33 protein-coding genes and 1 pseudogene are annotated in these 25,662 nt (G+C 54.5%); 13 read left to right on the top strand and 21 right to left on the bottom strand.

Annotated elements, in window-relative coordinates; genetic code table 11:
- Nucleotides 1-6: 6 nt before the first annotated feature.
- Genes glmM through QXG22_04665 form a run of 7 tightly spaced genes read right to left on the bottom strand, consistent with a single transcriptional unit; the run spans nucleotide 7 to nucleotide 8,114 of the window.
- Nucleotides 7-1,338 (bottom strand): phosphoglucosamine mutase, encoded by a 1,332-nt coding sequence (glmM, locus tag QXG22_04695; protein MEM0359287.1) that lies wholly within the window; start codon nucleotides 1,336-1,338, stop codon nucleotides 7-9.
- A gap of 46 nt (nucleotides 1,339-1,384) precedes the next feature.
- Nucleotides 1,385-2,035 carry a 30S ribosomal protein S3ae gene (locus QXG22_04690; protein ID MEM0359286.1) on the bottom strand — a complete coding sequence of 217 codons (651 nt, stop codon included), beginning with the start codon at nucleotides 2,033-2,035 and terminating at the stop codon, nucleotides 1,385-1,387.
- A 2-nt stretch (nucleotides 2,036-2,037) separates the two neighbouring features.
- Entirely contained in the window at nucleotides 2,038-3,516 is a 1,479-nt protein-coding gene (locus tag QXG22_04685; protein ID MEM0359285.1) for an aminoacyl--tRNA ligase-related protein, read from the bottom strand.
- A gap of 33 nt (nucleotides 3,517-3,549) precedes the next feature.
- Nucleotides 3,550-3,786: a KEOPS complex subunit Pcc1 gene (locus tag QXG22_04680; GenBank protein MEM0359284.1), complete on the bottom strand. Its 237-nt coding sequence runs from the start codon at nucleotides 3,784-3,786 to the stop codon at nucleotides 3,550-3,552.
- 1 nt (nucleotide 3,787) lies between these two features.
- Nucleotides 3,788-4,714, bottom strand: coding sequence for a DNA repair and recombination protein RadA (gene radA, locus QXG22_04675; protein ID MEM0359283.1), 927 nt, complete (start codon nucleotides 4,712-4,714; stop codon nucleotides 3,788-3,790).
- Nucleotides 4,715-4,746: 32 nt separating this feature from the next.
- Nucleotides 4,747-6,807: an OB-fold nucleic acid binding domain-containing protein gene (locus QXG22_04670; GenBank protein ID MEM0359282.1), complete on the bottom strand. Its 2,061-nt coding sequence runs from the start codon at nucleotides 6,805-6,807 to the stop codon at nucleotides 4,747-4,749.
- A 41-nt stretch (nucleotides 6,808-6,848) separates the two neighbouring features.
- On the bottom strand, nucleotides 6,849-8,114 hold the full coding sequence (locus tag QXG22_04665; GenBank protein MEM0359281.1) for a hydroxymethylglutaryl-CoA reductase, degradative: 1,266 nt from the start codon (nucleotides 8,112-8,114) through the stop codon (nucleotides 6,849-6,851).
- 79 nt (nucleotides 8,115-8,193) lie between these two features.
- Here QXG22_04665 and QXG22_04660 point away from each other — a divergent pair, with 79 nt between their 5' ends.
- The 6 genes from QXG22_04660 to QXG22_04635 all read left to right on the top strand — a co-directional run bounded on the left by QXG22_04660 (nucleotide 8,194) and on the right by QXG22_04635 (nucleotide 12,823).
- A complete protein-coding gene (locus QXG22_04660) occupies nucleotides 8,194-8,976 on the top strand; it encodes a DUF87 domain-containing protein (GenBank protein ID MEM0359280.1) in 783 nt (260 codons plus the stop codon).
- Nucleotides 8,951-9,124, top strand: a complete 174-nt coding sequence (locus tag QXG22_04655) for a CooT family nickel-binding protein (protein ID MEM0359279.1) — start codon at nucleotides 8,951-8,953, stop codon at nucleotides 9,122-9,124. The genes QXG22_04660 and QXG22_04655 overlap by 26 nt, the downstream gene beginning before the upstream one ends.
- An 84-nt stretch (nucleotides 9,125-9,208) precedes the next feature.
- A complete protein-coding gene (locus tag QXG22_04650; GenBank protein ID MEM0359278.1) occupies nucleotides 9,209-9,892 on the top strand; it encodes an FmdE family protein in 684 nt (227 codons plus the stop codon).
- Nucleotides 9,892-11,025, top strand: coding sequence for an ABC transporter substrate-binding protein (locus QXG22_04645; protein ID MEM0359277.1), 1,134 nt, complete (start codon nucleotides 9,892-9,894; stop codon nucleotides 11,023-11,025). The genes QXG22_04650 and QXG22_04645 overlap by 1 nt, the downstream gene beginning before the upstream one ends.
- Nucleotides 11,026-11,028: 3 nt before the next feature.
- On the top strand, nucleotides 11,029-12,084 hold the full coding sequence (locus QXG22_04640; GenBank protein ID MEM0359276.1) for an iron ABC transporter permease: 1,056 nt from the start codon (nucleotides 11,029-11,031) through the stop codon (nucleotides 12,082-12,084).
- Nucleotides 12,059-12,823 (top strand): ABC transporter ATP-binding protein, encoded by a 765-nt coding sequence (locus tag QXG22_04635; GenBank protein MEM0359275.1) that lies wholly within the window; start codon nucleotides 12,059-12,061, stop codon nucleotides 12,821-12,823. Before QXG22_04640 ends, QXG22_04635 begins: the two co-directional genes overlap by 26 nt.
- Nucleotides 12,824-12,864: 41 nt before the next feature.
- On the opposite strand, the gene QXG22_04630 is transcribed toward QXG22_04635, so the two are convergent.
- Genes QXG22_04630 through QXG22_04620 form a run of 3 tightly spaced genes read right to left on the bottom strand, consistent with a single transcriptional unit; the run spans nucleotide 12,865 to nucleotide 14,610 of the window.
- Nucleotides 12,865-13,416 (bottom strand): hypothetical protein, encoded by a 552-nt coding sequence (locus QXG22_04630; GenBank protein MEM0359274.1) that lies wholly within the window; start codon nucleotides 13,414-13,416, stop codon nucleotides 12,865-12,867.
- A 29-nt stretch (nucleotides 13,417-13,445) separates the two neighbouring features.
- The gene (locus QXG22_04625; protein MEM0359273.1) at nucleotides 13,446-14,006 is read right to left on the bottom strand and encodes a hypothetical protein; all 561 of its coding nucleotides are present in this window, start codon (nucleotides 14,004-14,006) and stop codon (nucleotides 13,446-13,448) included.
- 28 nt (nucleotides 14,007-14,034) lie between these two features.
- Nucleotides 14,035-14,610: a CBS domain-containing protein gene (locus QXG22_04620; protein ID MEM0359272.1), complete on the bottom strand. Its 576-nt coding sequence runs from the start codon at nucleotides 14,608-14,610 to the stop codon at nucleotides 14,035-14,037.
- A 66-nt stretch (nucleotides 14,611-14,676) separates the two neighbouring features.
- Between QXG22_04620 and QXG22_04615 the strand changes: the two genes are divergently transcribed.
- Nucleotides 14,677-15,462, top strand: coding sequence for an NAD-dependent deacylase (locus QXG22_04615; protein ID MEM0359271.1), 786 nt, complete (start codon nucleotides 14,677-14,679; stop codon nucleotides 15,460-15,462).
- Nucleotides 15,463-15,695: 233 nt separating this feature from the next.
- Complete coding sequence (locus QXG22_04610) at nucleotides 15,696-15,854, top strand: CxxC-x17-CxxC domain-containing protein (GenBank protein ID MEM0359270.1); 159 nt, start codon at nucleotides 15,696-15,698, stop codon at nucleotides 15,852-15,854.
- A 25-nt stretch (nucleotides 15,855-15,879) separates the two neighbouring features.
- Here QXG22_04610 and QXG22_04605 read toward each other — a convergent pair.
- The 5 genes and pseudogenes from QXG22_04605 to QXG22_04585 all read right to left on the bottom strand — a co-directional run bounded on the left by QXG22_04605 (nucleotide 15,880) and on the right by QXG22_04585 (nucleotide 19,900).
- Nucleotides 15,880-16,284, bottom strand: a pseudogene (locus QXG22_04605) (DNA polymerase ligase N-terminal domain-containing protein).
- A gap of 152 nt (nucleotides 16,285-16,436) precedes the next feature.
- Entirely contained in the window at nucleotides 16,437-18,341 is a 1,905-nt protein-coding gene (locus tag QXG22_04600) for an aconitate hydratase (GenBank protein MEM0359269.1), read from the bottom strand.
- A 37-nt stretch (nucleotides 18,342-18,378) separates the two neighbouring features.
- On the bottom strand, nucleotides 18,379-18,645 hold the full coding sequence (locus QXG22_04595; protein ID MEM0359268.1) for a hypothetical protein: 267 nt from the start codon (nucleotides 18,643-18,645) through the stop codon (nucleotides 18,379-18,381).
- The gene (locus QXG22_04590) at nucleotides 18,642-19,022 is read right to left on the bottom strand and encodes a desulfoferrodoxin (protein MEM0359267.1); all 381 of its coding nucleotides are present in this window, start codon (nucleotides 19,020-19,022) and stop codon (nucleotides 18,642-18,644) included. Before QXG22_04590 ends, QXG22_04595 begins: the two co-directional genes overlap by 4 nt.
- Nucleotides 19,019-19,900: a hypothetical protein gene (locus QXG22_04585; protein MEM0359266.1), complete on the bottom strand. Its 882-nt coding sequence runs from the start codon at nucleotides 19,898-19,900 to the stop codon at nucleotides 19,019-19,021. The genes QXG22_04590 and QXG22_04585 overlap by 4 nt, the downstream gene beginning before the upstream one ends.
- Nucleotides 19,901-20,043: 143 nt before the next feature.
- Between QXG22_04585 and QXG22_04580 the strand changes: the two genes are divergently transcribed.
- The 3 genes from QXG22_04580 to QXG22_04570 are packed head-to-tail and all read left to right on the top strand — an operon-like array spanning nucleotide 20,044 to nucleotide 21,158.
- Nucleotides 20,044-20,313, top strand: a complete 270-nt coding sequence (locus QXG22_04580; protein MEM0359265.1) for a MarR family transcriptional regulator — start codon at nucleotides 20,044-20,046, stop codon at nucleotides 20,311-20,313.
- Nucleotides 20,314-20,335: 22 nt separating this feature from the next.
- Complete coding sequence (locus QXG22_04575; GenBank protein MEM0359264.1) at nucleotides 20,336-20,548, top strand: hypothetical protein; 213 nt, start codon at nucleotides 20,336-20,338, stop codon at nucleotides 20,546-20,548.
- Between the two features lie 49 nt (nucleotides 20,549-20,597).
- The gene (locus QXG22_04570) at nucleotides 20,598-21,158 is read left to right on the top strand and encodes a hypothetical protein (GenBank protein MEM0359263.1); all 561 of its coding nucleotides are present in this window, start codon (nucleotides 20,598-20,600) and stop codon (nucleotides 21,156-21,158) included.
- Between the two features lie 4 nt (nucleotides 21,159-21,162).
- Here QXG22_04570 and fbp read toward each other — a convergent pair whose 3' ends face one another.
- From fbp to QXG22_04550, 4 genes are all read right to left on the bottom strand, one after another.
- A complete protein-coding gene (fbp, locus tag QXG22_04565; protein ID MEM0359262.1) occupies nucleotides 21,163-22,281 on the bottom strand; it encodes a fructose-1,6-bisphosphate aldolase/phosphatase in 1,119 nt (372 codons plus the stop codon).
- 30 nt (nucleotides 22,282-22,311) lie between these two features.
- On the bottom strand, nucleotides 22,312-22,500 hold the full coding sequence (spt4, locus tag QXG22_04560) for a transcription elongation factor subunit Spt4 (protein ID MEM0359261.1): 189 nt from the start codon (nucleotides 22,498-22,500) through the stop codon (nucleotides 22,312-22,314).
- A complete protein-coding gene (locus QXG22_04555) occupies nucleotides 22,497-23,054 on the bottom strand; it encodes a DNA-directed RNA polymerase (GenBank protein ID MEM0359260.1) in 558 nt (185 codons plus the stop codon). The genes spt4 and QXG22_04555 overlap by 4 nt, the downstream gene beginning before the upstream one ends.
- A gap of 76 nt (nucleotides 23,055-23,130) precedes the next feature.
- Complete coding sequence (locus tag QXG22_04550; protein ID MEM0359259.1) at nucleotides 23,131-23,541, bottom strand: hypothetical protein; 411 nt, start codon at nucleotides 23,539-23,541, stop codon at nucleotides 23,131-23,133.
- 52 nt (nucleotides 23,542-23,593) lie between these two features.
- Here QXG22_04550 and dph5 point away from each other — a divergent pair, with 52 nt between their 5' ends.
- Complete coding sequence (gene dph5 / locus QXG22_04545; protein ID MEM0359258.1) at nucleotides 23,594-24,361, top strand: diphthine synthase; 768 nt, start codon at nucleotides 23,594-23,596, stop codon at nucleotides 24,359-24,361.
- Nucleotides 24,358-24,603, top strand: a complete 246-nt coding sequence (locus QXG22_04540; GenBank protein MEM0359257.1) for a DUF357 domain-containing protein — start codon at nucleotides 24,358-24,360, stop codon at nucleotides 24,601-24,603. Before dph5 ends, QXG22_04540 begins: the two co-directional genes overlap by 4 nt.
- On the opposite strand, the gene arfB is transcribed toward QXG22_04540, so the two are convergent.
- Both arfB and ribH read right to left on the bottom strand, forming a co-directional pair.
- The gene (gene arfB, locus QXG22_04535; protein ID MEM0359256.1) at nucleotides 24,592-25,239 is read right to left on the bottom strand and encodes a 2-amino-5-formylamino-6-ribosylaminopyrimidin-4(3H)-one 5'-monophosphate deformylase; all 648 of its coding nucleotides are present in this window, start codon (nucleotides 25,237-25,239) and stop codon (nucleotides 24,592-24,594) included. The genes QXG22_04540 and arfB overlap by 12 nt on opposite strands.
- 7 nt (nucleotides 25,240-25,246) lie before the next feature.
- Nucleotides 25,247-25,657: a 6,7-dimethyl-8-ribityllumazine synthase gene (ribH, locus tag QXG22_04530; GenBank protein MEM0359255.1), complete on the bottom strand. Its 411-nt coding sequence runs from the start codon at nucleotides 25,655-25,657 to the stop codon at nucleotides 25,247-25,249.
- Nucleotides 25,658-25,662: the final 5 nt, after the last annotated feature.

The raw sequence follows: 25,662 nt of genomic DNA, 5'->3' as shown, positions 1-25,662 counted from the left end.
GATAGATCAGGAAAGAAGGGAAAGAATCTCCTCCATCCTCTTCTTGGCATCCTCCTCCTTCCTCGCCTCGCAGGTTAGCCTCAAGCATGGTTCAGTTCCAGAAGGTCTCACCAGCACCCAGCTTCCCTCCTCGAAAAGGATTCTGAGGCCATCCACTTCCTCCACTCCCTTCACCCCCTTCAGCTTCACATGGTCCCTTTTCAACTTCTCCATTTTCTCCCCCTTCTCCGCCTGACCACACATCACCTTTTTCCTGAGGAGGGGATAACAGGGAACTTCTTCCAGGAGTTCAGAAAGCCTCCTTCCCTCCTCCTCCAGCATCCTGAGGATGAGGAGGGTGGCTAGAGGACCATCGGGTGCTAGGTGGGCCTCAGGAAAGATCCAAGCCCCGCTGGGCTCCCCACCGAACTTTCCCCCCACTTCTCTGAGGGTCTTAGCCACGTTCACATCCCCTACCTTCGTCCTCACCACCTTCCCACCCTTCCTTTCCACCCATTCCTCTATCACGGTGGAAGCATCCACGGTAGTCACCATCCTTTCCCCTTTTCCCACCAAGTGGGAGGCCACCAGAGCGAGTAACCTGTCAGGATGTACGAATCTTCCCCTGTCATCCACTACGGCTATCCTATCGGCATCACCATCATGGGCAAACCCAAGCTCTGCCCCACTCGATACCACCACCCTCGAAAGATCCTGAAGGCTCTCGGGAGAAGGCTCCGGATCCCTTCCCGGAAATTCCCCACTGGGAAAACAGTTGAGGGATAAAACTTCACACCCTCCCCTCCTGAGGAGGAGGGGGGTCACCCTAGAAGCCGCACCGTTTCCACCGTCCACCACTACCCTATGCCTTTCCCCGGGGGTGAAACGGTCCAGGGCCCACTCCAGATATTCCGCCACAGGATCTCTCTCCTCCACCCTTCCCACTCTCCCCCATTCCACGCCCTTCGCCCCTTCCATTTCCCTTTCCAGTTCCTCCTCTTTTTCGGGCGTGAAGGCTGCACCCTCCCCATCCCAGCATTTCAGGCCATTGTACTCCGGAGGATTGTGGGAGGCGGTAATCATCACCCCAGCCTTTGCCTTCCACTTCTTGGTGGCGAAGGCCAGCACGGGTGTAGGGATCATTCCCGCCCTCACCACCGTACATCCTCCGGAGAGGAGGCCGGAAAGGAGGGCGCTCTCAAGCATTTCGCTGGAAGTCCGGTTATCTCTTCCCACCACCACTTTTCCGGAATTCCCCAGTAGATGGGCTAGGCCCAATCCCACCCTCATGGCGAGGGTAGAATCCACCTCAAGGTTGGCTAAGCCCCTAATACCGGAAGTACCGAAAAGATGTGGCACCCTTCAAACCCTCCCCCAAACCGTAATATACGTTTGGTAGAACAGCTTAAGCTCCAGACTCGGTAACCCCCGCAACCGGAACCTGAGGAACTGGAGTACCCGGCTCGGCCACTTCCCTTTTCGGAGTCTTGAGAACTTCTGTTTTTTGAATTTCAACCCTTCTGATAGGACAATACTTCTTCGCCACCTTGTAGATATCGGCTGAGAGCTTGCCTAGCACGGCCTCCTGAACGAACTGATCGAAGGTGCGCTCCGAAGCCCTTGTCGTGAGGAGATTGGTTATCTCCGAACGAATGGCCTTCACCTGCGATCTCGAAATTTTCTTCAACGTTAACACCACGGCAGTGATCTGGATCTCCCTTCCATCCTTGGTCTTCACGGTGAGGATATGGGTAATCTTGGTGGCCCTCCTCCTTACTTGGCTCCTGATGAAGTATTGGGCCATATCATGGCCCACGAAGTCCGTATAAGCCTTTTCCCCATCCACTTTCACCACTTGGAAAAAGAGTTTCAGATAGGTCCTCGAAGGGTCCTGAACTAGGTCCCCCAAAGAGACCTCTACCCTTCTCCCCAGGACCTTTTGGGGATCGGATGCCGGAGTCTCCCCTATCCTAGCTCCCCCAAACATCGGGGGAGCATAAAGCTCGTACCAGGTCTTCTTCTTCCACTCCTTAGCCGAGCTCGCTTTCTCTGGCAAGCCTATCCCTCATCTTTCTCTCCACCGGATAAAACCCTCACGCGTGCCCTCACGGGCTCTGGCCAAGACCCCTTTTCCAGGCCATAATGAGCCAAAAAACCCACCGCCCAACGCGTGGTTCCGAAACCACAACATCCCGTCCAAATCTCCCTTCCCTTCATCTCCCTTATCCCGAAGGATTTCACGAACTTCTCCCCATGGACGTTCAAAGAAGCCACCTCCAACCAGTCCTGTTTGTAGGGTAGCCTCACCTCCAAGTCATAGGTTGCCACTTCTGGTCCTCCCCTTTCTTTCTCACCTTCCCTGAGGTAGAAGGGAGTGGCTACGGTCAACCTCCACCTCATTCCCAACTTCCTCAAAAGATTCTCGCTCCTCTCCCTCACCCCCTCCCTTATCTCCACCACCTGTTGGGGGGAGCCCAAGAAAACCAGCTCTATCCTCCTGAATTCATGGGTACGGATTAGACCTTCCGCCCCCCCTCCCTCCCATCTGTACGTCCAACCGCTCCTGTCGAAGAACTTGACAGGAAGTTCCTCCAGCTTCACCAGCTTCCTACTGAACATCTGATAAAAGGGCTCGCATTGGGCGGGCGCCAAGACATAGGAGGGGGCCTCCACCGCTTCCTTGAGCAGTTCTGAAGCCACCCTCTTGCGGAGCCTTATTTCACTCTTGAAGTCTGCGAAGGCCTGAGGATCCCTGGGCGGGGAGCAAACATAATACATTCCCTCTGGTATACCGTCGAGGTAACCAGGCATGTTCCTCATCACTTCCAAGGGGATGAGCTTTGGAAGCATGACCTCCACAAAGCCCAAAGGTCTTACCACCTCTTCCAAAATCAGCTCTTCCAAAGCCAACAGTAGGGAGGTGAAGGGAGGACCATAAAGCCACTGCCCCCTTCCGGGGAACTCCTGAATCCATCCTCTCTTTTCCATTTCCTCCGTCGGATTGTCTGAGAAAAGGGGGGGAGTTCCCTCCTCTTCTTTCACCACCTTTGGAATCTCCTGGATCCTCTCTGGTTGGGGAGGTTGTTTCTCCAGCAGGGAAAGCAGGCGATCCACCGTCCCCCTCCTCAGATCACCTTCGGAGAGATCCTCCAGAACCAAAAGGGCGTTCTCTTTTACCCTCTCCACCCTACACTTGAGACCTCCCAGATCCTTCACCTCGGGAACGAAGGGTAACTCTATCCTGTATTCTTCCCCCTTCACTTCTCTGAGCCCTAGCCTATGCTTCCCCAGTTTTTCTCTCAGCTCCTTCGCCAAACGAAGGAGGGCGCTATGGGCCCTCACATATCTATCGGAGACCAACCAGAGTTCTAACTCTTCACCTTTCACCTCCCATCTCTCCACCCTTGCCCCCTCCCTTCCCGGCGGGGCACCCTTCCTCAAAAGATCGGATGATCCTTCCAGCAGCTCACCTATTTCTTCCCTTAGTCCCTCCAGCCCTCCGCTGAACCTCAGCCTCGCTTTTAAAAGGAACCTCAAGCCGGTCCCCTTTGTCCTCTGAAAATAAGTATTTCACAGGGTGCTTAGACTCTCCGCCACCTCCGTACAGGCGAGAAGGTCATCTAGGGTAGCCAGAAGGGTCTCTATCCTCCCTTCCATTTCGATGGTGGTTACCACCTTCTTTCCCCTTCTAACCGTGCAAACTTTCACTCCCTTCCCTCCAACGTTGTCTGGGGAAAGGGCTTTAGCCACGGCTTCGGCTTTCTTATCCTGAGAATAGTAACAACATACCTTGGCCTTCAACCGCATCTCAGTCCCTTATACCCACTTCGGAGACGGAGAAAATGGCTTCGGCCTCCGGAAGGGAGGGGCTATCCACCACCCTGGCTATACGCTTGTTCCCTTTGCTCCTCCTCAGGTATACCCTAGTGGTCACGGAATGGGCCAGCACGTGTCCTCCTATGGGCTTGGTGGGGTCTCCAAAGAACATGTCTGGCCTAGCCTGTACTTGGTTGGTCACCAGTACTGCCAAGTCCTTGAACTCCGAAAGCCTGTGGAGGGTCAGGAGATGTCTGGCTAGCTTCTGCTGTCTGGCCGCTAGGGCTTCCCTTCCCACGAACTCCGCCCTGAAAAGGGAGGTGAGGGAATCCACCACCAACAACTTGATGTTTTCCCTTTCTGCCAGCTCCTCCACCTTCTCGGCCAGGAGGAGTTGCTGGTCCGTGTTGTAGGCTCTGGCGAAAAAGATGTTTCTCACGGCCTCCCTTTCGTCCAAATCTAAAGCTCTTGCCATATCCTGAATACGCTCCGGTCTGAACGTGTTTTCCGTGTCGATGAAGACCGCCTTACCGTTCAGACCTCCCCTCTCCTCGGGTAGTTGTACATTAACGCAGAGCTGATGGGCCAGTTGAGTTTTTCCCGTCCCAAACTCCCCAAAGACCTCGGTGACCGACCTAGTAGGTATCCCCCCTCCCAGTAAAACATCCAACTGTTTGCTCCCAGTGGTGATCCATCCAAGCTTTTTCCTCAGTTCTAGGACCTCTTCTCCCGTAATGAACTTACCTATGTCCGCCATCTGCTTGGCCGCTTCTATGATCCTTCGAGCCTGTGCTTCCCCTATTTCCGCCACTTCCCTCAGCTCCTCCACGGTCGCCACGGCAAGCGAGGAAATGGTCCTGTATCCTGCTTCTCTCAACCTCTCCGCAATGGCCGGTCCCACCCCGGGAAGCTCTTCCAAGTTCTTATCGTCTTCCACACTCTCCTACCTCCTCAACTTCTCAACGCTTTAACCCTTTCCAGCAAACGTTCTGCCTCCTCCCTGGCATCCGGAAACTCCACGGAGGTAACCCTCAACTCCAGTTGATCCAAATATTCATCCCTTCTAGTAGTACCTGAAAAGATCACTTCCCTTCCCTCCAATCCAAGCGATCGATAGAACTCGATCAGATTGGGCGATTTCCTGTACTCCTCAAAAATCCTCGTGGAGTTCATACCCACCAACTCCTCCGCCACCTTCCCAAAGAGAACTGCTCTGATTACACCCGTTCCATCGTCCAGGAGTAGGTTTAACACTGCCCTGTGCTCTGGAGAAACTACCTTACCACATTCCTCGCAGAAAAGACTGGTATCCACCGTACCCAAAGTCCTCCCACACAAGGGACAGAGATCGAAGATGGGGCGCCGCTTGATTACCTGTACTATCGTTCCCCTCACCCTTACTTGTAGATTTGGTTCTTGAATTTCCCCTATGTCCCTCGTCTCTGGAACCTGGGAGAGACGGGAGAGGATTTCAGCCGGTGGGAGTTCTTCCTCCATCGGGGGATTGATTTCCAGCTGACCCATTCTTCCCAGGTGCAGTTCCAGCTGGGGTGAGCCCAGCGGTGTGTAGGCGTTTCTCAGAAGCAGAATTTCCCCCACCTTGGGAACCCGCTCGGCGTGCTCCTGCCAGAGGAGGACTCTCACTTTCCCCGTCGTATCCCCCAAGATCAGGCTGGCTACCTTTCCTTTCCTCCCTTCCCTTACGAATTCCCTTACCCCCTCCACTTCCACCACTCTCCCCACTACCTCCACCCCATCCATACCTGGCTCCAACTCACCCACCCTTACCCTCTTGGGTTTGAACTCCCCCACTTCCACACCGGGGGGATTCACTTCAACGGAGGCAGATCTACTCACGTGTAGCTCCGGTCTCCCCGAGGGACTTTCCCTCGTGTAAGCACCTCTCAAAAGTACCACATCTCCCACCTTCAAACTCCCAGCCCTTTCGATTGCTCCGTCCCAGAAGGAGACCCTCATCAATCCCGTCTCGTCCTCGAGCATCATCCCCACTACCTTCCCCACGCTTCCATCCTGACGCTTGAACTCGCGCTCCGGATATTTCCTCCTCACCCTGGCAGCCACCTCCACCCAAGGCATACCCGGCTCCACCTCTTCGAGCTTCAACAACTTTCCATCCACTTCGGGCAACTGAGAAGCTCTGGGTGAATCGGGTGAAAGGATTACCCTACCACCACTCCCCACTCTCAAGTAGGGCTTTCCACTGGGATCCACCCTAACCTGCGCATTTTCAAGCTTAACCACTTCACCCCTGCGTAGGTTCTTTACCAAGTCTGCCTTTTCTCCCCAGAGAAAGACCTTGATCTTTCCCGTCTCATCGAGTAAAACGAAAGAGGCGAACTTATCGGTACTTCCATCTGGGCGCTCAAAGACCCTCACCTCTCCCACCGCCGCCACCCTTCCCACCAAATCCACTTCCCTGTGTCCCTCTTTCAAGTCCGAGATCCTCACCAAATCCTCTTCCGGAAGGGGGAACTTGGCCTCCAGAGAAGGATCCTTGACTACTTCCACCGTGCTCCTAGCAGCAAGCTTCAGTTCTGGTTCCCCCTCCCTTCCTTCCTGTACGTAGGCCCCGCTGATTCTGAGCAGATCCCCCTTCTGGATGGCACCCGTCTCCACCAGCGAAGCCTTGTTGTCCCAAAGGGAAGCCCTAACCCTTCCCGTGCTATCCTGAAGGATGAGGGAAGCTACCCTCCCCACCGACCCATCCCAGCGGGGAAAACTCCTGGGCTCATATACTCTCACCACCCTTGCCAATAAATTCACATTCGACATACCAGGAACCAGATCTTTCAAGGTGATCTCCCTGGGTTTGAGCTTCTCCCCGGGGAGCCTTACCCCAAGCTCAGCCGCCACCATCTTGGCCAAGCCCTCGGGGGTGGTGATGGAGCCGAACTCCCTTTCCTTTTCCCTTATCCTAGCCATTACCTCTTCTCTGCTCACACCAGTCTGCCTAACTATCTCTTCCACCACGCGCTCAAACCCCAATCCCATCTCTTCCCACTTCGTCCGGACAGTCTTATAAAGGAAAAAGACTACTGGCGTGTTTCTAGCTCGGCAAGGATCTCCTTTGCCCTGTCCATCCTGACGCATCCTTCCTCCACCATTCTCCTAACCACCTCTTCTACCTGCTTACCCTTGGCCCCAGCCGCTATCGCTATGTTCCTGGCGTGAAGCTTCATGTGTCCGCGCTGGATGCCCTCTGCCACCAGTGCCCTGAGGGCAGCAAGGTTTTGAGCCAGACCTACTGCTGCCATTACCTCTGCAAGTTCTTTCGAAGAACTAACGCCAAGGATTTTCCTGCACACCTTAGCTACGGGATGCACACCCACTGCTCCACCTACGATGCCCACCGCCAGCGGTAGTTCTATTCTTCCCCTGAGGTCTCCATTTTCCTCCCTTTCCCAGGTGGTGAGGGGCTTGTAACCCCCCAAGGCAGCATAGCTGTGGGCTCCAGCCTCCAATGCCCTTACATCGTTTGAAAGGGCTAGACCTACCGCCACGATTCCGTTCATAATTCCTTTGTTGTGAGTGGCACAGCGGTAAGGATCCGCAACCGCCAAGGCGTGAGCATAAAGAATACCTTCCACCACCTCTTCCCCACCCAAGGCTTCCTTGGGAAAGGAGGCCTCAGCTCTGGCCTTTCTGTAAACAGCTAGATTGGAGATGATTCGGAGATAGACCTTTCCACCCGTGAGTTGCTCTATCACGGGAGCCACGGCCTCACACATCGTATTCACGGCATTGGCTCCCATCGCATCCCTCACATCCACCAACAGGTGTACTACTATCATAGGGCCCATGTAGGTCTCCAACACCCTTGCCTCCAAATCCCTCGCCCCTCCCCCAACCTTCACCAAAAGGGGGTCCTTCTCGTTGGCTTTTTCCAAAATTTTTTCCTTGTTCTCCAAGATCTTTCTCCTGGCCTCCTCGGGATTGGAAAGTTTGCAAACCTGAATCTGTCCTATCATGATGGGTTCATCGGCGCTGGCCCTAAAACCGTACTTCATCCTGGCCATACGGGCAGCGTTGGAGGCGGCGGCCACCACGCTTGGCTCCTCTATAGCCATGGGTATGAGGTAATCCTTTCCATTGATGAGGAAGTTGGTGGCTATGCCCAGCGGGAGGTGCGTGGCTCCTATCACGTTCTCTATCATCCGGTCGGCCAGGTCGAGAGGGAGGGAGCCTGTGTTCCTCAGGATTTCCACTTCTTCATCCGTTAAATTCGCGAATTCTTTCACCAGCTTCAGCCTCTCCTCTGGAGGGATTTCGTGGAAGCCTGGTAGTCGGGAGGACCTCAAGCTCTCAACCTTTCTTCCTTCTGGCTATTTAACGATACCAACCCCCAACCTTTAAATCTCCCTCCCAAAAGCACAAAACGTGAAGCTGGCAGTGTGTGGGAAAGGTGGAAGCGGTAAAAGTACCCTGGTGGCCCTCCTGTCCCAAGAAGCCCTCTCCAGAAAGTTTCGCGTGGTGGTGGTGGACTCCGACGAATCCAACCCGGGACTCTTCAGGTTGCTAGGTTTCGAGAGGCCTCCCTCCCCCCTGCTGGAGCTTGCGGGAGGAAGGAAGGGTGTGTGGGAGACTCTGGAGGGTGGAAAGGGAGTGCTGGCAAAGGAAAGTTTCGGAGTGGAGGAACTCCCACCTGAGTATGTGGGGAGGAAGGAAGGGCTTTCCCTCCTGTGCGTGGGGAAAATCACGATGGTAAAGGAGGGGTGCGCCTGCCCCCTGGGAGCGCTGGCTAGGGAGGTCCTGCGGAGGCTGAGGCTGGCGGAAGGGGAGCTGCTGCTGGCCGACCTGGAGGCTGGGGTGGAGCACCTCGGGAGAGGGGTGGAGGAAGGGGTGGACGTGGTGCTGGTGGTGGTGGACCCTTCCTTCGACTCGATCGTGCTGGCGGGCAGAACGGCGCAGATGGTGGAGAGAATGGAGAAAAGGGTTTACGCCGTGCTCAACAAGGTAAGGCAGGGAAGGATGGAGGAAAGGCTTAGGGCAGAGGTGGAGAGGAGGGGGCTGAGGGTGGCAGGAGTGATCCACGAGGACCGAGAGCTCTTCGAATCCGAACTGGAGGGGAGGGAACTGAGAGCGGGAAAGGCCTGGGAGGAGGCCGGGAAGGTGCTGGACTTCCTGCTCGGGGTGAATGAAGATGTGTATTGCCACCGTTAAGTCGGGGGAGAGGGAAATCAAGGACGTGGTGCTGATAGAGGAGAGGGAGGGGGGATACGTGGTCACCACCCTGCTGGGAGAAAGGGTGGAAATCAAGGGCAAAATTCGTAAGATAGACATGGAACAGCACTTGGTGCTCTTGGAATAGCTTGAGAATTCAAGAAAGTTAGTATTACTTTTTTGTAAAAAAGTAATCTTTAAATAGAGTGGATGATACAGTGTATCGATTCCATTGCTGAGCAGGACTAGGGAACTGGTAGAGGAGGCCAAAAGGTTTCACGGACATCTCTGTCCCTTCCTCTCTCTGGGAGTGAGAGCCTCCGAGATCGCCATGAAAAGGCTGGGGGTGAAAAGGGCCGGAGAGGGGGAAACGGTGGGGGAAAGGCTCCTGGCCCTAGTGGAGTGCAACAGCTGCTTCACGGACGGGGTACAGGTGGCCACGGGATGCACGCTGGGGAACAACTGCCTGATCTACCTGGATTTAGGGAAAACTGCAGTCACGCTGGTGAAGAGGGGGGAGTGGAAGGGGATAAGGGTGTGCGTGGACCCTGAGTACCTCAGGGCGAAGCACTTCAGCAGGGAGGCGCTGGAACTCTTCGAGAAGGTGGTGAGCAGGAGGGAAGGAACGGAAGAGGAGGCAAGAAAACTGGGTGAGCTGTGGGAAAAGATAGGTTACAAGATGGCAGAACTCCCGGAGGAGGAGTTCAAGATCGAGGAAGTGGGGGTTAAGGAGCTGGAGCTGGCCCCCATCTTTGACAGCGTGAGGTGCGAAGAATGTGGTGAGCTGGTCATGAAAACCAGGATCAAGAAAAGGGAAGGAAAGAACCTCTGCCTCGGTTGTGAAGGGAGGTGCAACGCCGTGATGGGAAGGGGGATAGTGGTGGGAATGGAGGTACCCCTCAGGAGGGGAAGTTGATGGAGAAAGGAGGCCTGAACATCCCCGTGGTTTTGGTGGGCGCTCTCGCCCTCATTCTCCTCTCTTCCGCGGTCTTTCTCCTAATCAGTCCGGCGGAGAAAAAAGAAACTGTAGGACCTGTAGTAATCCAAGACCTTTTGGGAAGGGAAGTGGTAATACCCGAAAACCTCAACAGGGTGGTGGCGGCAGGACCGGGCGCGCTCAGGCTTCTCTGCTACCTAGATGCCACCGACCTGCTCGTAGGTGTGGAGGAGGCGGAGAAGAACTGGGGCTTCACGGGCCGTGACTACGCCATGGCCTATGGCCAGCGGTTTGAGAACCTCCCTGTGATAGGCCCAGGAGGTCCGGGCAGACCCCCCTCTCCCGAACTACTGCTGGCCGTGCAGCCCCAGCTCATTCTCCTCTCCCCCACTTACGCCAGCATGTATGATCCCGACCGCCTCCAGAACGAAACCGGGGCCGTCGTGATGGTGACGGGGTACGGGGCTACCGGAGTGGCGCTGGAGGCCTTGGAAAACATGATCAGTACCCTGGGGAGGGCCCTCCGCAGGGAAGAAAGGGCCAAAGAGCTGGTGGATTTCATCGAGGGACTGCGCCGGGACTTGGACCTCAGAACCGCGGGTCTGGAAAACAGGCCGAGCGTTTACGTAGGTGCCATTTCCTACAAGGGGCCCCAGCCCTTCACCACCACCCAGTCGCCCTACCCTCCCCTCCAGCTCCTCAACACGCCAAGCATAGCGGATAACGCAACCAGTGGCGAACCACCCACCGTCGATTTCGAATTCATCCTCCAGAAGGATCCGAACTTCGTCTTCATAGACCAGAACAATCTGAACACCGTACTACAGGACTTCAACAAGGACCCGGCGAAGTACCGGCATCTCTCCGCCTTCCGAGAGGGGAGGGTTTACGGCCTTCTACCATACAACTACTATGCCACCAACTTCAGCGTGGCCCTCGCCAACGCTTACTACTTGGGGAAAATACTATACCCAGACCGCTTCGCCGACGTGGACCCAGTGAAGAAAGCCGACGAAATCTTCAGAACTTTTGTGGGTAAACCTCTCTACTCAGCCTACGAGAACGCCTATGGGGGCTTCCGCAACCTCTCCGCCCTCTTTCCACCTTCCTGAATCATGGACCCAAAGTTCAGAAGGCTAATCCGCAGGAAGAGGCTTGTCCTCCTCTCCCTGATCCTATTCGTCCTCCTCCTCATTCCCCTCTCCCTGAGCCTCGGCACCTACAGGGCCTCGCCCCTCGACGTCCTGAGGGTGCTTCTCAGGCCCGACGGTAGTCCCCTCTCGACCGTCATCTGGGATCTACGGCTCCGAAGGATTCTGGCAGCCCTTCTCATAGGTGCGGTGCTTGGCTCCTCGGGAGCTGCCGTACAGGCCTCCATGAGGAACCCGCTCGCCTCCCCCTTCACCTTCGGCCTTTCCTTCGCTGCCTCTTTGGGAGTAGCGGTGGCTCTCCTCTTCATGCACGGCGGAAACGTGAGCAGGTTCACCATCTCCGTGTACAACCCCTTTCTAGTCTCCGCCTCCGCCTTCTCCTTTTCCCTCCTGCAAGTGGCCCTCATCCTCCTCCTCGCCCGCAGGGCCGGGCTTGACACCAGGGCCGTGATCCTCTCCGCTATCGCCATTTCCTTCCTCTACCAGGCCCTCCTCTACCTGCTGCAATATTTCGTCCTCAACGAGGTCCTGGTCTCCACCGTGATTTTTTGGACCTTCGGGGATTTGGGGAGGGTAAGCTGGACGGAACTCTGGTTCCTCTCCCTACCCTCCCTGCTCCTTGTGCTCCCCTATTTCCTGTACCGCAGCTTGGACTACGACCTTCTGACCAGCGGTGACGAACTCACCCGCTCGAGCGGGGTGAGCCCTGAAAGGATAAGACTGGAAACATGTATAGTGGCGGCCTTGGGCACGGCCCTGGCCACTTCCTTCGCGGGCGTCATAGGTTTTGTTTGCCTAGTGGCACCTCACGCCTGTAGGCTTCTGTTGGGGGGAGGACACAGATACCTGATGCCAGCCTCCATGGTCATGGGTGCCCTCATCCTCCTCCTCTCGGACACCGTGGGGAGAACCATCCTTTCGCCAACGATTATACCCGTGGGCATCATGACCTCGCTGGTGGGTGCCCCCCTCCTAGTCTACCTGCTCATGAGGGGTGGAAGGCTTGGCGGTGGATATTAGAGTAAAGGGGGTGAGTGTCCTCTACCGGAGCTTCAGGGCCCTAGAGGGAGTCTCGCTGGAGGTGGGGGCAGGTGAAATCCTCTCGCTGGTGGGACCCAACGGGGCGGGAAAAACCACCCTCCTTAAGGTAATCGATGGAGTGCTGAGACCCCACAGGGGAGTGGTGTTCTTGGACGGGAGAGCGGTGGAGGAGATGCCCAGGAGGGAGGTGGCGAGGAGAATGGGAATGGTACCCCAAAAAACTCTGCCCACTGGGATGCTCACGGTCTTCGACTTCGTGCTGACCGGTAGAAGGCCATACATGAAATGGGCGCCTTCCAGAGAGGACGAGAAAAAAGCCTACGAGAGCCTTCGGAAGGTGGGAGCACTGCGGTTGGCAGGAAGAACGCTGGAGGAACTCAGCGGGGGGGAACTCCAGAGGGTGTACTTAGCCAGGGCACTGGCTGGGGATCCAGAAATCCTGTTGCTAGACGAGCCCACGGCAAACCTAGACCCCAAACATCAGCTGGAGACCCTGGAGCTGCTGGAAGAACTGCGCTCCCATGGTCTTTGCCTTGTTTTGGCCACCCATGACCTGACCCATGCTTACAGGGTTTCGGATAAAGTCCTCATGTTAAAAGGAGGCAGGGTCTTTGCCTTGGGTAGCCCGGAGGAAGTATTGACTCCGGGAAACCTCCTCAAGGTATACGGGGTGAGAATGCTCGTGCTGCCCACACACAGGATAATCGTGCCCGCGTGAGGCATGGGTTTCCGTGTGCCGTGCTTTTCGCCCTCCGCAGCTCACTCCTCAGGAGATGAGAACCTGCGGTGGTAAATCCTTGCCAGTACACCCAGCACCGCCGGAACGAGGGCAAAGAAGAAGGGCCAGCCCAAGGACATTCTGAGCGGAAGGGTGATGGTCGTGTTCTCCATCTCCAGCACGGCGGTGGAGCTTCCCGAGAGGTAGGGCAGGCTGAAGCCCCGCAGTTCGGGGACCTTTCCTGCAAGGAAGTTGCCCAGCAAGGAAAGTGCCAAGAGCAGGACGAGGAAGCTTACCCACATCCAGAGCAGCTTGGTGGCCCCGAACTTCAGCAGCCTCCTCGACCACCACCTCTTGGGGTAGAGGGAAGCCAGAATAAGGAAGATCCCTGAGATGACAAGGGTAAGGGTGGCCCCCAAACATATGAACCTTATCAGCGGGGAGGAGATGGGTTGTTCTAGTGCCATCAGCCTGAAGTTGAAGGGGGAGAAGGAGAGATCCACAGCTCCCATACCGATCCTCAAGTTCCACCAAAAACCCAAGAAGGGAAGGAGGATCATGAGGGGTCCAGCCACGAGTCCAAACCAGTTCATACTCCTTCTACCAACTCTCGAGGAGGATTTCATCCCTCCACCTCCTGATAGAGCTCTATCGAATCCTCCACGCGCGCCTTGATCTCCAAACCGTAAATGTCCAGCGTGAAGTCCCCCTTCAGATCCAAGCGTACCTGGAGGTAAGAACCAACCACGTGCCTTTCCAAGAGGTGACGGGAGCCTTCGGATGTGAAAGTCAACAAAATTTTCAGGTTCTCCCTCGACGCTGGCCCAACCACTACGGCTTCCTCCAGCCTTCCCCTTCCCACCTCAAAACCATCCTCCGAGCAGAAGATCTTTAAGGAAATTTCCCTTACCCCCAACTTGAAGGAATAGGAGTTGGCGAGGGTGACGCACGAAAGCAGGGTAGGTAGATCATTTTCTCTGGTCACGGGGGCAAGAAAGGTGGTGTCCCCCGTCTCCATCTTCGGCTCCTTACCTTCCGAAGTCAGTTCCTCAAAGGGTCCAAGATCTCCCAACAAGGTGGAACGTACATCCCAGCTCTCCGAGGCAAAGGCCACCAGAAAGGGACCCACCGAGAGTGCTAAAGAGAGAAGCAGGAGACCTATATGGAGCGCTCTTTCACCCATTTTTCCTATAAGAAGTTGTTGCTCGACTTTATTTGGCTTCCGCCCTTTCCACTAGGGCCCTTAAAACATCAGCTTTGGTGACGATCCCCTTCACTTTCCCCCTTTCCACCACCAAAACAGCGGGTGCATGTTCCAGCATTGAGAGAATGGCGGGGGCAGGGAGCTCTGGTCCTACCACGGGAAAGGGCCCACCCATTACCTCTCCAACCTTTTTCTTCAAGAGCTCCTTACCTTCCCCCTCTGCCACCTTCCGCACTACGTCCGCCTCCGAGAGAGAACCCACTTGCACTCCCTCCTCCAGCACGGGGAGCTGGGAAATACCTTTGGCTCCCATGAGTTTGATCGCCTTTTCGAGGGAATCGGAGGGTCTCACATAGAGCACGGGGGAAGTCATCATCTCTCCTGCCCTAAGCAGGGGTTCTTCCTCCGTTCGGAGGAGCACGGAAGAAAGCTTCTCTAAAGTGGAAAATCTTGGGTCGGCTTTTCCCGCTTCTATTTTCGCAATATAGGCTTGGGTAAGACCGGTGAGCTCAGCCAATTTGGCCTGGGTCAAACCCTTCTCAAGACGCAACGTCCTTAGCTCTGAAGGCCTAAGGATTCTCATATTCCTATCAGTTATTTTAAGGAGCAAAAGTATATAGAATTCTCCCGAAAAATCCGGGAGATCGCTTTGGGGCAGGAGGAACTGCTCAGGAGGGGTGCCCGGCTCCTACTTTCCTCCCGTTATGCCATTGCCCTCACCGGGGCTGGAATGTCCACGGAGTCGGGGATTCCGGATTTCAGAGGACCCTCCGGAATCTGGACCAAGTACCCCGAAGAAGAGGCTAGGGCCTATCTGCTCTACCCCAAGTTCCTTTCCGATCCCAAGGCATACTGGGAGGAAGTCTTGAGCAGACCCTCTCCCTTCGGGGACCTGGACTCTTACTCTCCCAATCCTGGACACCTTGCTTTAGCCGAGCTGGAGGAAATAGGAATCCTCAAGTGCGTGATCACCCAAAACATAGATGACCTGCACCGTAAGGCCGGGAACAAGAGGGTACTGGAATATCACGGCAACGCCTTCAAGCTCAGATGTCCAAGGTGCGGTACTAGGTATTCCAGGAAAGAATTTGACTTGAAGGGTATGAGGGAAAGGGGGGAACTTCCACCAAGGTGCAGATGCGGAGGACCGCTGAAGTCCGATGTGGTCTATTTTGGGGAACCCATTCCCGAAGATGTGATGGAAGAGAGCCTGGAAGAGGTAAGGAAGTGTGACCTCGCGCTGGTATGCGGTACTTCGGCGGTGGTCTATCCCTTCGCCCATCTTCCCCGTTTGGCCAAAGAAAAGGGTGCTTTGTTGGTTGAGGTAAATCTGGAACCCACCCCCCTCACACCTCTCTCCGATCTCTCCTTACGTGGAAAGGTGGGAGAAATCCTCCCCGCGCTGGTGAAGAGAATCAAGGAGCTAAAGGGATGAGAGCGCGAACGGACACTCTCTAGAGTTTTCATGTTTCTGCTTGGGGCTGAAGTCCTCTAAAGCGGGTGTACTGCTCCAAAGGGGGGAAGAAGGGTACCCCTGCCCACTGATACTTTTTTATACTGGTCCTACGAGAGAAACGCGGATATACCGTCTTCTGGACTTGTCCAGGAGAAACCGAGAAACGAGAGTTTCTTGGTGGTATATCCAAAAAAACGAAAGGAGGTTAGGAAATGGACGTGAGCAGGGGCATGCGTCGGGGCTTCAGGCCTAGGGAGATGCACAAGGCCGTGTGCTCCGATTGCGGAAGGGAGTGTGAAGTTCCCTTCAAGCCGACGGAGGGTAGGCCCGTCTACTGCAGAGAGTGCTGGGATAGGCGCCGCAGGAGATAGGGAAGGAACAACCTTCGTTCCCGCCCTATCTTTTCCCTTTTTCTTTTTCTTCAAGTTTTGGGGTCTTGATTTTGAAAAACAACCAATTCTTTGGTTCCCCCTTCTTGAACCTCAGCAAGCAATAGGTTCCTTTCAGCTTCTTTCCCTTCAGTTCGAAGACTAGCCTATCCTCTCTCCTCTCCTTTAACACGTATTCCCCCTTATCCCAAATTTCCACTTCTCCAGCCCCATACTGTCCCTCGGGGATGATACCCTCAAAATTTTCATAACCAAGGGGATGATCCTCCACCTGCACGGCTAACCTCTTTATTCCTTCTTCCAGGGGTGGCTCCTTGGGAACTGCCCAACTCTTCAGCACGCCATCCATCTCTAGCCTGAGGTCGTAGTGGAGACGCCTCGCCCTATGTTTTTGGATGACGTAGATCAAGCCCTCATGCTTTCTCTGCGAGGGAACCTTTTAGCTATAAGGGGGAGGCAAGGATGGATGTGTGGACTAGGGATCGTTGGCAAAAACCGCGGGCTGAAGCTCTTCAAGGGATTTTGAAAAAATCAGGACGAACGGGGACAAGCCCCGGTACCCAATTAATCTCTTCCGAGGATTTTCCTTGCCCAAGCCAGCTTCCCACCCATCCTCACCATTTCTCCTTCCTTCTCAGAGAGGAGGGAGGAGAGAACCATTTCCCCTTCCTTCCACCTCACCACGACTTTCCGCAAGTCTCCCGTTTCCAACCTGAGCATTTCCCCTTCCTTCAGTCTCTCGTACTGAGAGGAATCAAGAACCAGAGGGAGGATTCCGAAATTGATCAAGTTGTCGAGGTGAATACGGGCAAAGGACTTCGCCAGAACTGCCCTCACTCCCAAATACCTCAAAACAAGGGCTGCGTGTTCCCTGCTGGATCCCTGTCCATAGTTCTCCCCTCCTACCACGAAACCTCCTCCTTCCTGTTTAGCCCTTTGATAAAAGGTGGGATCAAGGCGCGAAAAGGTATACTTGGCCAGCTCTGGTATGTTGCTCCTGAGGGGAAGAACCTCTGAGCCTGCCGGAAGGATGTGGTCGGTGCTGACGTCATCCCCCACCTTCAGCAGAATTTTTCCCTCCACTACTAGGGGGAGCGGAGAGAACTCGGGAAGGGGGCGAATGTTTGGCCCCCTCACCACTTCCACCCTCTCCGCCTCTTCTTGGGGAAGGGGACGAACGAAAAATCCGGAGGAAAGGAAACGTCCAGGCATTCTCACCCTAGGATATTTACCCATTCCGCGAGGGTCCGTGAGCTTTCCCTTGAGGGCAGAAGCGGCTGCCACTTCCGGGCTCACCAAGAAAACTCTGGCATCTGGAGTTCCGCTTCTACCTTCGAAGTTGCGGTTGAAGGTCCTGAGGGAAGCTGCGCCGGAGGGGGGGGCACCTCCCATCCCTATACAAGGGCCGCAGGCACATTCCAAAATCCTAGCACCTGCTTGAAGGAGATATCTCATCTCTCCGCTCTTCACCAGATGCTCCACCACCTGTCGGGAACCAGGACTTATGAGCAAATCCACCCCTTCTGCCACCTTTTTTCCCTTCAGGATGTGGGCTACTACCTTCAGATCCCTGAGCGAGGAATTGGTACAGGAACCTATCACCACTTGGTGTATTTCCTCACCCTCCACCTCCCTCACTGGCTTTACGTTGCCAGGACTATGGGGGAGGGCTACGAGCGGTTCCAACCTCTCGAGCTCTACTTCCTCCACCTCCTCATACCCTCCTTCCTCGGGAAGGTATACCCAATCCTCTTCCCTTCCTTGGGCCCTGAGGAAATGTTTGGTAATTGCATCGCTGGGAAAGAGGCTGGTGGTGGCACCTGTCTCCGTACCCAAGTTGGCCACGGTGGCCCTCTCGGGTACACTCAGTCCCCTTAACCCTGGACCAAAATATTCGAGCGCCTTACCCCTACCCCCTCTCACCCCCAGTCTCCTGAGGACCTCCAAAGCCAGGTCCTTGGCGGATACCCATTCAGGGAGCTCGCCGGACAGCCTGAATCCAAGCACCTCGGGATAGGTGAAAGAGTAGGGCAAACCGGCCATGGCCAAAGCCACGTCCAATCCCCCCGCCCCCATCCCCAAACAACCTATCGCTCCAGCCGTTGGAGTATGACTGTCGGAGCCCAACAGGGTCTTTCCGGGAGAAGCAAAGCGTTCCAGATGTAGTTGGTGGCAGATACCATTACCTGGGGGGGAGAAGTAAATCCCGTACCTTTTGGCCACGGAGAGTAGGTAACGGTGGTCGTCGGCGTTCCTGAAATCGGTCTGGAGGGTATTATGATCCACATAACTCACACTCAGTTCTGTCCGAACCCTAGAAAGGCCCAGCGCCTCGAACTCCAGATAGGCCAAAGTACCCGTCGCATCCTGGGTGAGGGTCTGATCCACCTTTATCGCCACTTCCTCACCCGGACAGGGTCTTCCTTCCACCAAGTGTTTTCGTACTATCCTTTCGAGCAGGGTCGCCATTTCAGATTTCTCTACACCCGGAACCTAAAAAGTAGTCCTAACGTCTTATCAGCTTCCGGAGTTCCTCTATCCTAGAAGGTGGAACCATCTTCCTTTTCTCCAAATCTTCCAGACATTTTTCCGCATACTTGCACCAGACCACGCAAGAGGGAGAAGCCTCCCTGTGAACCTTCTTTCCACACTTGGGACACTTGGTTTCGATTTCGTATTCGAAGAACTCCACTTCCTCACCACAAGCCGGGCAAGTCCTTACCACTATCTGTGGTTCTATCAGCTTCCTTATCCCAGGACAGACATCTATCATTCTTTCCGCTCGCCCTTCCAGAGACCATGAACATTGCAGTACTCCCTAGCCTTGGTGGCCCTCACTTGGAAGTCGGCTTCAGGTGCCTCACCAGGTTGGAGGAACTTTAGGCAGAGAAGACCTTCTCCTTCCACTTCCACCCATTCGATATAATGCTTCTCCTCCATCGGATGTGGCACCGAACCCACCTTCACCTTTACCCCCCTTTCCTTGGTCTCGATCACCGGCACATGTTTTTCTCTCCCCACTTCCTCTGTTCTCTCTTGCAGGAGCTCCATGGGTTGGCCGCAACAAACCAGCTGTCCCTTACCCGCATGTAATACCATCACGATGTTGCCACAAATGTTGCACCTATAAATTTGCTTTCTCTCTGTCATATTTTCACATTCTTTCTAGGGAGTATAAAACTTTTGAGGAAAAGGAAAGAAGCAAGAACCACCAAAGCAAGCACCACGAGGGGAAGGATGGGAAGGGAGGAAGAGGGGGGGAAATATTCGTAATAGAGGCCAGTTCCCTCCAGTTCGCTGACCAAAGTTTGAAACAGTTCCATGTTCTCCCCAGAAAAAACGTAAACACCTCCCTCGTTCTCGAAACCCTCAGGCAGGCCTGAAATCTCTGCCCCTTCGGGTATTTTGAGGGTCAAAAGGAAGTTTCCTGGGGAAATCCCTTTCAAAAACCTCCCCAAGGGGAGGGAATTCAACACCACACGATTTCTTTCATGCGGAAGACCGGACTCAGCACGTAGATGAAGGAAGGCTCCATCTTCTGCATTTTTTAGTGAAAGCCAAAAACTCAAGGGGAGATATTCCCTCCTCACCCCTTTCAGTACCAAGAAAAGGGAAAACTCTACACCGGGATGAAGTCCCCTCAATTCCCTGATCTCTATTTCTTTCAACACCAAGTTTTCTATTTCGGGAAGAAACTCCAAGTCCCTGAGCTCTATGGCGGGAAGACCTCCGGAGCCTTCCCTTATCTCCCGCAGGGTCTTACCCTCGTACTGGGAAAGAAAAATATTGAGGAATTGAGGGGAGAAGGAGAGGAGCAGATTCTCCAACTCCTCCGGCAATCCCTTCATTTCTCCCCTAAGCGTTGCCTTCAAGGAAGAATCCGAAGAAAGGGCCTGGAGTTCCAGCTGAAGGTGGGGAAGGATCTGATCACTCTGGAAAAAGGCCGAAGCTTCCACGAGAACTCTGGCTTGGGAAGTGAATTCCAAATGAAGTTGGAGGTTCTCTACGTTCAGTTCTGCGGCCTCCACCGGGACCAAGAAAAGGAAGAAAATTAAAGGAAGAAGAAAGAACCTGTACATCGCTTCCCCTTTTCCTTTCTTCCTAAATACCTTCTAAGGGTGAGGCCCTCCCGAGAATAGAATTTAAAATGTGCGAAAAATAAAGAAAAAAGATGGAATTCCCCGAAATACTGGAAGAAGAGGAAGAAGAGGAAGAAGAAGACTGGATAACCATGGCCAGGTTGGAAATCCTGGAGTACCTTCTGCGTAGATACGGTAACCTAAGGGCCAAGGACCTAGCCGAGATCCTAGGATGCAAGCCAGCCACCATCCAGCCCCTCCTGAAAAGACTGGAGGGATGGGGAAGGATCAAGTGTTTAAAGGTGGGAAGAAGCTCGGTCTGGGTAATAAACGAGCGCTTCCCGGACACTATCTATTATTAACCTCAAAATTCCAAACATAATCGTGGAAAAGCTTTCCGAGCTGGAACTGAAACTCTCCTCCTTAAGCAGACGTTTGGACGAGTTGGAAAAACGTTTGGAAATGTTGGAAAGAAGGTTCCTTATCCCCCCACCCGCCCAACAGGAAGCCGAGAAAAACGAAAAGAACGAAATGCGTATGGGCTATCTGAGCAAAACCATTGCCATTGCCAAAAGGGAATATCAAAAAACCCTTTGAGGGATTTCCTTCCAAATAAAGAGGACCCAGCCCATCCAAGTGGGAGAAAATGGAAAAGCTCCTCGACCAGCTTTTCTGGTTCTTGATCCTGGCGGGTTGGGTGGCAGGGGTTTCTTGCGGTTATTGGATGGGAAAAGATCTCTCGAGGGAGCTCAGCTTGATCATGGACATTCCCTTACCTTCCGAAATGGGAGGGTGGTGGGAACCCCTCCTCTTCTTCACCCTGACCCCCCTCTCTTTCTACCTATTTTCCCAACTTTTCTTCGGAGCCAGTGCTCCCTTTCTCCTCTTCCTGCGGGGAACTTATGATGGGGGTATCCTCATAAGGGCCTTGGAAGTCTCCCTCTCGGAGCTTTCCTTCCCCCAGCTCTCCCCTCCCTCGCTTTTTTCCGTTCTCTTCATCCTCCTCGTTCTTTCCATCAACCTCCCGCTCTGCATGTGGGCCTCTCACCTCGGTACCTCAAGGGCTACCTATCTTAGATACAGGCTCATGGGCAAACCCGTTCGTCCCGGTGAGGGATCCTCTACCCTTTCCCCTCTACCCCTCGTGCTGGGTTTCTCTCTCGTAGCTGGGCTCTTCGCCTCCCTCCTCTTCGGCCATTTCCAATGAACCTTTAAACGGACTTGAACCTGTCCTTCAGTTTCTCCAAAACTTTCGGTAGGGTGGTGTATTCCATGGCATCATGTGCTAGGCGAGCAGGCTCGAACTCCCCCATCCTCCTCAGCACTGCCATATACTCCATTGCCTCCCTTCTCGCCAAGTCGAAGGCCACATCTTCGAAGAGATCCACCACCATAGGATTACCCGAGTCGTCAGTGGCTATAGCCCCATCGCATATTTGGAACCCCAATCCCACCAATCTGGGCGGCCCATCGAAGACCGTGCATCTGGAATCCTTCAAACCCACCGGCATGAGAGGTCCCCAGTGGCTTCCCCTCATCCATCCCTCCACAAAGTAGCTGTGCATGAAGGGTGCCAAAATCTCTCCCACTGCTGGCAGACCATGCTGGGCCCTCACCACACATACCGGGTCGTCCTTGCCCACATACTTACCCGCAATCAGGGAAAGCCTGGTGGTGCTCGTGGAAGCGCAAACCATGTCATCGGAGGCCCTCCAAATCCTGGAAACCACATACCTGCCCGGGCTTCCTATCAGAGCCAAGAGCTCGTACATTTCCTCCGGACACTTCAACACGATCTTCTTGCTCTCTATGAGATCGAATACCTCAAACTTGAAGCCTCCAACCATCGCTGGGTCTATGATCAATCCCGCTGTGTTGAAGGGGTCGGCAAAGGCCTTGAAGAGAGGATAGTTGAAGGCTCCGGGCTCCGTCTTGTCCATAGCCAGCACCAACACGGGATCGGAAGGGCGCTCTTCAAATTCCATTTCGGCCACTCCTGGCCCCATTCCCTTAACGTTACCACTGAAAGCCGTCTTCAGGATATCCTGCCCTGCCGCATAGAGCTTTAGGCTCCTCGATTTCTCCGCCGCCTTTTTGAAGGTTTCCCAGGCCAAGCCATGGATCTCCGGGTTGTCCTCCCCCTTTCGGTGCACCATGAGAAGCTCCAGATCGTCCCCTGCATTGAACACATAATAACTGTTGATCAAGCCCGTCTCCTTCGCCTTCTTCAGTTCCTCCCTGGCTATCTTCAAGAGGGGTTCGGGCACCGTGTGGTGTCCCACCAGCGAACCGACATCCGCCTTAATCACCGATACGGTCGTCTTGGCCATCTTTCTCTTTTATTCCGCCCATAAATAAATTCAGCGGACCCTCAAAGCATAACTACCTTCTTGCGTTATCTTCAGGGCTTTGGCTATCTGTGATTTTTCGGGATCCCTCACCACCACGTATCCCTTCCACTCGGCTGAGAAGGAAGTCCCCTTACAAACGGGACAAACCTCTTCCTTGCTCACTATCCTGTGGCACTTCTTGCAAGCCAACTCCTTCACTTCTTACCCTCCTTTTTCCCTTCTGCCAGCCACTCCAGCTTGCCCAGCCCAGGCTGTCTCATGGTCAGTCCAATCTTTCCCCTGTAATCCCTCTTCAAACTCACCGATACTACCCTGGCCCTAACCCTATCTCCCTCCTTCAGCGTTTTCCCCGTCTCTTTTCCCACTAGGGCTCCCTTCTTCTCATCGTAGGATACGTAATCGTCCATCACTTGGGAGATGTGAAGGAGAGCATCCAAAGGTCCCACCCTCACGAAACTCCCGAAACTTACCACCTCCACCACCTCCCCCAATACCACTTCGTTTAGCTCGGGGCGGTAGGTAAGGGCCTCAAAAACTACGTCGTGATAGCTCGCCCCATCCCCCATTATTATCCTCCCCACCCCTATCTCCTTCACATCCGTAATGGCCACCACCATTCCAACATCCTTGTCTATTACACCCTCATAGGTCTGCTGGAGGATTTCCGCCACTACTTTCTCGAGTGGTTCGCCGAACCGATGGGGAGGAACCCTAACCGTGTCCTTTAAAGTCACCCTCCAGTGCAAGTTCATTCCTCCTTGTCGAAAGCCTAATCATCCTCATCGGAGAGTCTATTAAAAGGTTGCTTTTTCTCAAAATATGAAAATTTCATTCCAAATCTTTGGTCAACATCAGATAGGAACGATGCCTCAAACGGGCCACTGGTACTCCTATCTTTTCCAGTTTCTTCTGAAGGGCCCTGTCGTTGGTGCCCACCACACATCCCTTTACTCCTTCCTTCTGGACCAGCTTTAGGATGGCCTCGTCGGCATCCTCTCCCTCCCACTCCACGATTTCTCCCTGCTCCGCCAAAACCATACCCATCCTAGCTGAAGATCTCTCGCTCGGGGTTCCCTTCTTAGCCAAATATTCCAGTTCCTTCAAGACGGGAGAGGGGATGAGGAGCTTATATCTCCTTTCCAGGAGCCTGTTGAGTTCGCTAATGATATCTACCCCAAAGGTTCCAGGTATCATTAAGAAACTAGTATCCGCTATTACCTTCAAGTACTTCAATCCCATCACTCTGGGAGACCTTCTCAATAAAAAAAAGAAGGGATTCCTTAAAAAAATGATGCTCATCTTCGTAGGACTGGGTCTCTGCAGCCACAAGGGTCTTCCCCTACGTGGATTGGAACTCGCCAAGGATTCTGACTGGGTTTACATGGAGCACTATACCAGCCTCCTCCCCGAACTTGACCTCAAGGAACTGGAAGGATGGGTGGGAAAACCCATAAAAGTGGTGGACCGCCAAACCCTGGAGGAAAATCCTGAGGAAATCTTGGAAAGGGCAAGAAAGGGGAAGGTGGTCCTGCTGGTTCCGGGGGACTCCATGGTGGCCACTACCCACGTGGATCTCAGGCTCAGGGCCGAAAAAAGGGGAATTCCCACTCTGGTGGTCCCTTCCTCTTCCATCCTTTCTGCCGCGCCTGGCCTAACGGGTTTGCAGAGCTACAAGTTCGGCCGCTCTGCCACCATACCCTTCCGGGATCATCCTTCTACAGTCCCCTACGATACCTTGGTCGAGAATTTGGCGAGGGGACTCCATACCCTCCTCCTGCTGGATCTCAGGGCGGAGGAAAAGAGGTACATGACGGCGAAAGAAGGAATGGAGATCATGCTGGAGCTGGAAGCTAGGATGGGAAGGGGAGTTTTCACCCCGGAGACCCTGGTGGTGGTCCTGGCCCGCGCCGGATGCCCCGACGGCAGGGTCAAGGCAGGGAGGGTGAAGAAGTTGAGGGAGGAGGACTTTGGACCTCCACCCCACGCGCTGGTGGTCCCGGGAAAACTGCATTTCTTGGAGGAAGAAGCCCTGAGAATCCTGGCGGGGGCGGAATTGTGAAGGACCTAGAGGAAGAACTGCGAACGGAGATAGAGGTCTGGTCGAAGAAACTGGAGGAGGCCCTTAAGGGTGTAAAATCTTTGGATAGGAGGGGAGAAAAACTGCTGGAAAACATCAAAGCTTATTACCAGGATTCTCTCCACTTCCGCTCCCGTTCCCTCGTGAAGAGTTTCGAATGTTTGGTTTGGGCTTGGGCCCTGTTGGAAATGGGGAAGGAGTTCGGTTGTCTCTCAACCCCCTAGCTCGGAAACCAATCTCCTCACCTCCCCTACCGCCTCCTCCACCGCCCCTTCCAAGATTTTCCTTCCCAGCTCCAGATCCGCCTTCACTCCCCTTTCCATAACTTCCCTAGCATGCCTCTCCGCCCATGTGTATTTCCTGCGTACCCTCTCCATCCCCACGAAACCCACCTCCGGATACTTCTGGAAATCCAAGTGCTCATCCAGCCTCGAAAGGTCGGCCAATCCAGCAGCAGCAGCCGCGCTTACTTCCCCCGTTCCAGCGTGTGGCCCTTCGAGGTCGACCAGAAGGGTGGTGAAAGCTAACCTCACCCCCATCCTCTTCTCCAGCTTGTGTAGGTGTTCCCTGAGGGGCTTATTTCCTCCATGGGCGTTCACGAGCACCACGGCCTTCACTCCCAGAACTTCCTTGGCCTCCCCCAGCCTCCTACACAGTTCCCCCATCACCTTCTTCAGGGAGTGGTGTTTTCCCGTCCTTATGAGGGGAAGCTCGTAGGAGGTGAGGAGGATCCCCAAGAATTTGGCACCGCTCCTCTTGGCCGCTTCTAAGGCCACATGGGCTGCCAGCTTGGCATCGGTATCTGGGGGAAGCACAGCTCCATGTCTCTCCTGGTGGGAACCCAAAGCCAGTATCCCCACCCGGCCTTCAGCCGATTCCCAGCCTTTTCGCCGTTTTGACCGCACTCTCCACCGCTCTCCTAGCGTACTCATTCACCCTGTCCAGCGCTTGGAGTCTGGTCATGCCTGGCCCTGAGATGCCCAAAGCCACGGGTTTGCCGTACTCCAGGGCCAAATCCATCAGTTTCCTAGTGGTCTGCTGCATGATCACCTCATCGTGTTCGGTTTCTCCCTCTATCACAGCCCCCAGCGTCACCACGGCATCCACCTTTCCCTCGGAAAGCAGCTTCTTCACGGCCACTGGTATTTCCCAGACCCCAGGAACCAGCACTTCCCTCTCCAGCGTCGCTCCCAAGAACTCTATGTGCCTCTTCGCAAACTCCACCATGGGACCCACCACATCCCAAGAGAACTCGCTGGCCACCAGTCCCAGCTTCACCAGTT

It is taken from the genome of Candidatus Hadarchaeales archaeon (assembly GCA_038736355.1).
In the GTDB taxonomy this organism is placed as follows: Archaea; Hadarchaeota; Hadarchaeia; order Hadarchaeales; family WYZ-LMO6; genus WYZ-LMO6.
This window is presented reverse-complemented; position numbering and strand designations above follow the sequence as displayed.

Excerpts from the sequence above, each read along its gene's own strand:
- QXG22_04680 (MEM0359284.1), bottom strand. The coding sequence starts at position 3,786 with ATGCGGTTGAAGGCCAAGGTATGTTGTTACTATTCTCAGGATAAGAAA.
- QXG22_04670 (MEM0359282.1), bottom strand. The coding sequence starts at position 6,807 with ATGGGATTGGGGTTTGAGCGCGTGGTGGAAGAGATAGTTAGGCAGACT.
- QXG22_04655 (MEM0359279.1), top strand. The coding sequence starts at position 8,951 with ATGAAGATGTGTATTGCCACCGTTAAGTCGGGGGAGAGGGAAATCAAG.
- QXG22_04645 (MEM0359277.1), top strand. The coding sequence starts at position 9,892 with ATGGAGAAAGGAGGCCTGAACATCCCCGTGGTTTTGGTGGGCGCTCTC.
- QXG22_04640 (MEM0359276.1), top strand. The coding sequence starts at position 11,029 with ATGGACCCAAAGTTCAGAAGGCTAATCCGCAGGAAGAGGCTTGTCCTC.
- QXG22_04630 (MEM0359274.1), bottom strand. The coding sequence starts at position 13,416 with ATGAACTGGTTTGGACTCGTGGCTGGACCCCTCATGATCCTCCTTCCC.
- QXG22_04625 (MEM0359273.1), bottom strand. The coding sequence starts at position 14,006 with ATGGGTGAAAGAGCGCTCCATATAGGTCTCCTGCTTCTCTCTTTAGCA.
- QXG22_04620 (MEM0359272.1), bottom strand. The coding sequence starts at position 14,610 with ATGAGAATCCTTAGGCCTTCAGAGCTAAGGACGTTGCGTCTTGAGAAG.
- QXG22_04610 (MEM0359270.1), top strand. The coding sequence starts at position 15,696 with ATGGACGTGAGCAGGGGCATGCGTCGGGGCTTCAGGCCTAGGGAGATG.
- QXG22_04600 (MEM0359269.1), bottom strand. The coding sequence starts at position 18,341 with ATGGCGACCCTGCTCGAAAGGATAGTACGAAAACACTTGGTGGAAGGA.
- QXG22_04595 (MEM0359268.1), bottom strand. The coding sequence starts at position 18,645 with ATGATAGATGTCTGTCCTGGGATAAGGAAGCTGATAGAACCACAGATA.
- QXG22_04590 (MEM0359267.1), bottom strand. The coding sequence starts at position 19,022 with ATGACAGAGAGAAAGCAAATTTATAGGTGCAACATTTGTGGCAACATC.
- QXG22_04580 (MEM0359265.1), top strand. The coding sequence starts at position 20,044 with ATGGAATTCCCCGAAATACTGGAAGAAGAGGAAGAAGAGGAAGAAGAA.
- QXG22_04570 (MEM0359263.1), top strand. The coding sequence starts at position 20,598 with ATGGAAAAGCTCCTCGACCAGCTTTTCTGGTTCTTGATCCTGGCGGGT.
- fbp (MEM0359262.1), bottom strand. The coding sequence starts at position 22,281 with ATGGCCAAGACGACCGTATCGGTGATTAAGGCGGATGTCGGTTCGCTG.
- QXG22_04555 (MEM0359260.1), bottom strand. The coding sequence starts at position 23,054 with ATGAACTTGCACTGGAGGGTGACTTTAAAGGACACGGTTAGGGTTCCT.
- QXG22_04550 (MEM0359259.1), bottom strand. The coding sequence starts at position 23,541 with ATGGGATTGAAGTACTTGAAGGTAATAGCGGATACTAGTTTCTTAATG.
- dph5 (MEM0359258.1), top strand. The coding sequence starts at position 23,594 with ATGCTCATCTTCGTAGGACTGGGTCTCTGCAGCCACAAGGGTCTTCCC.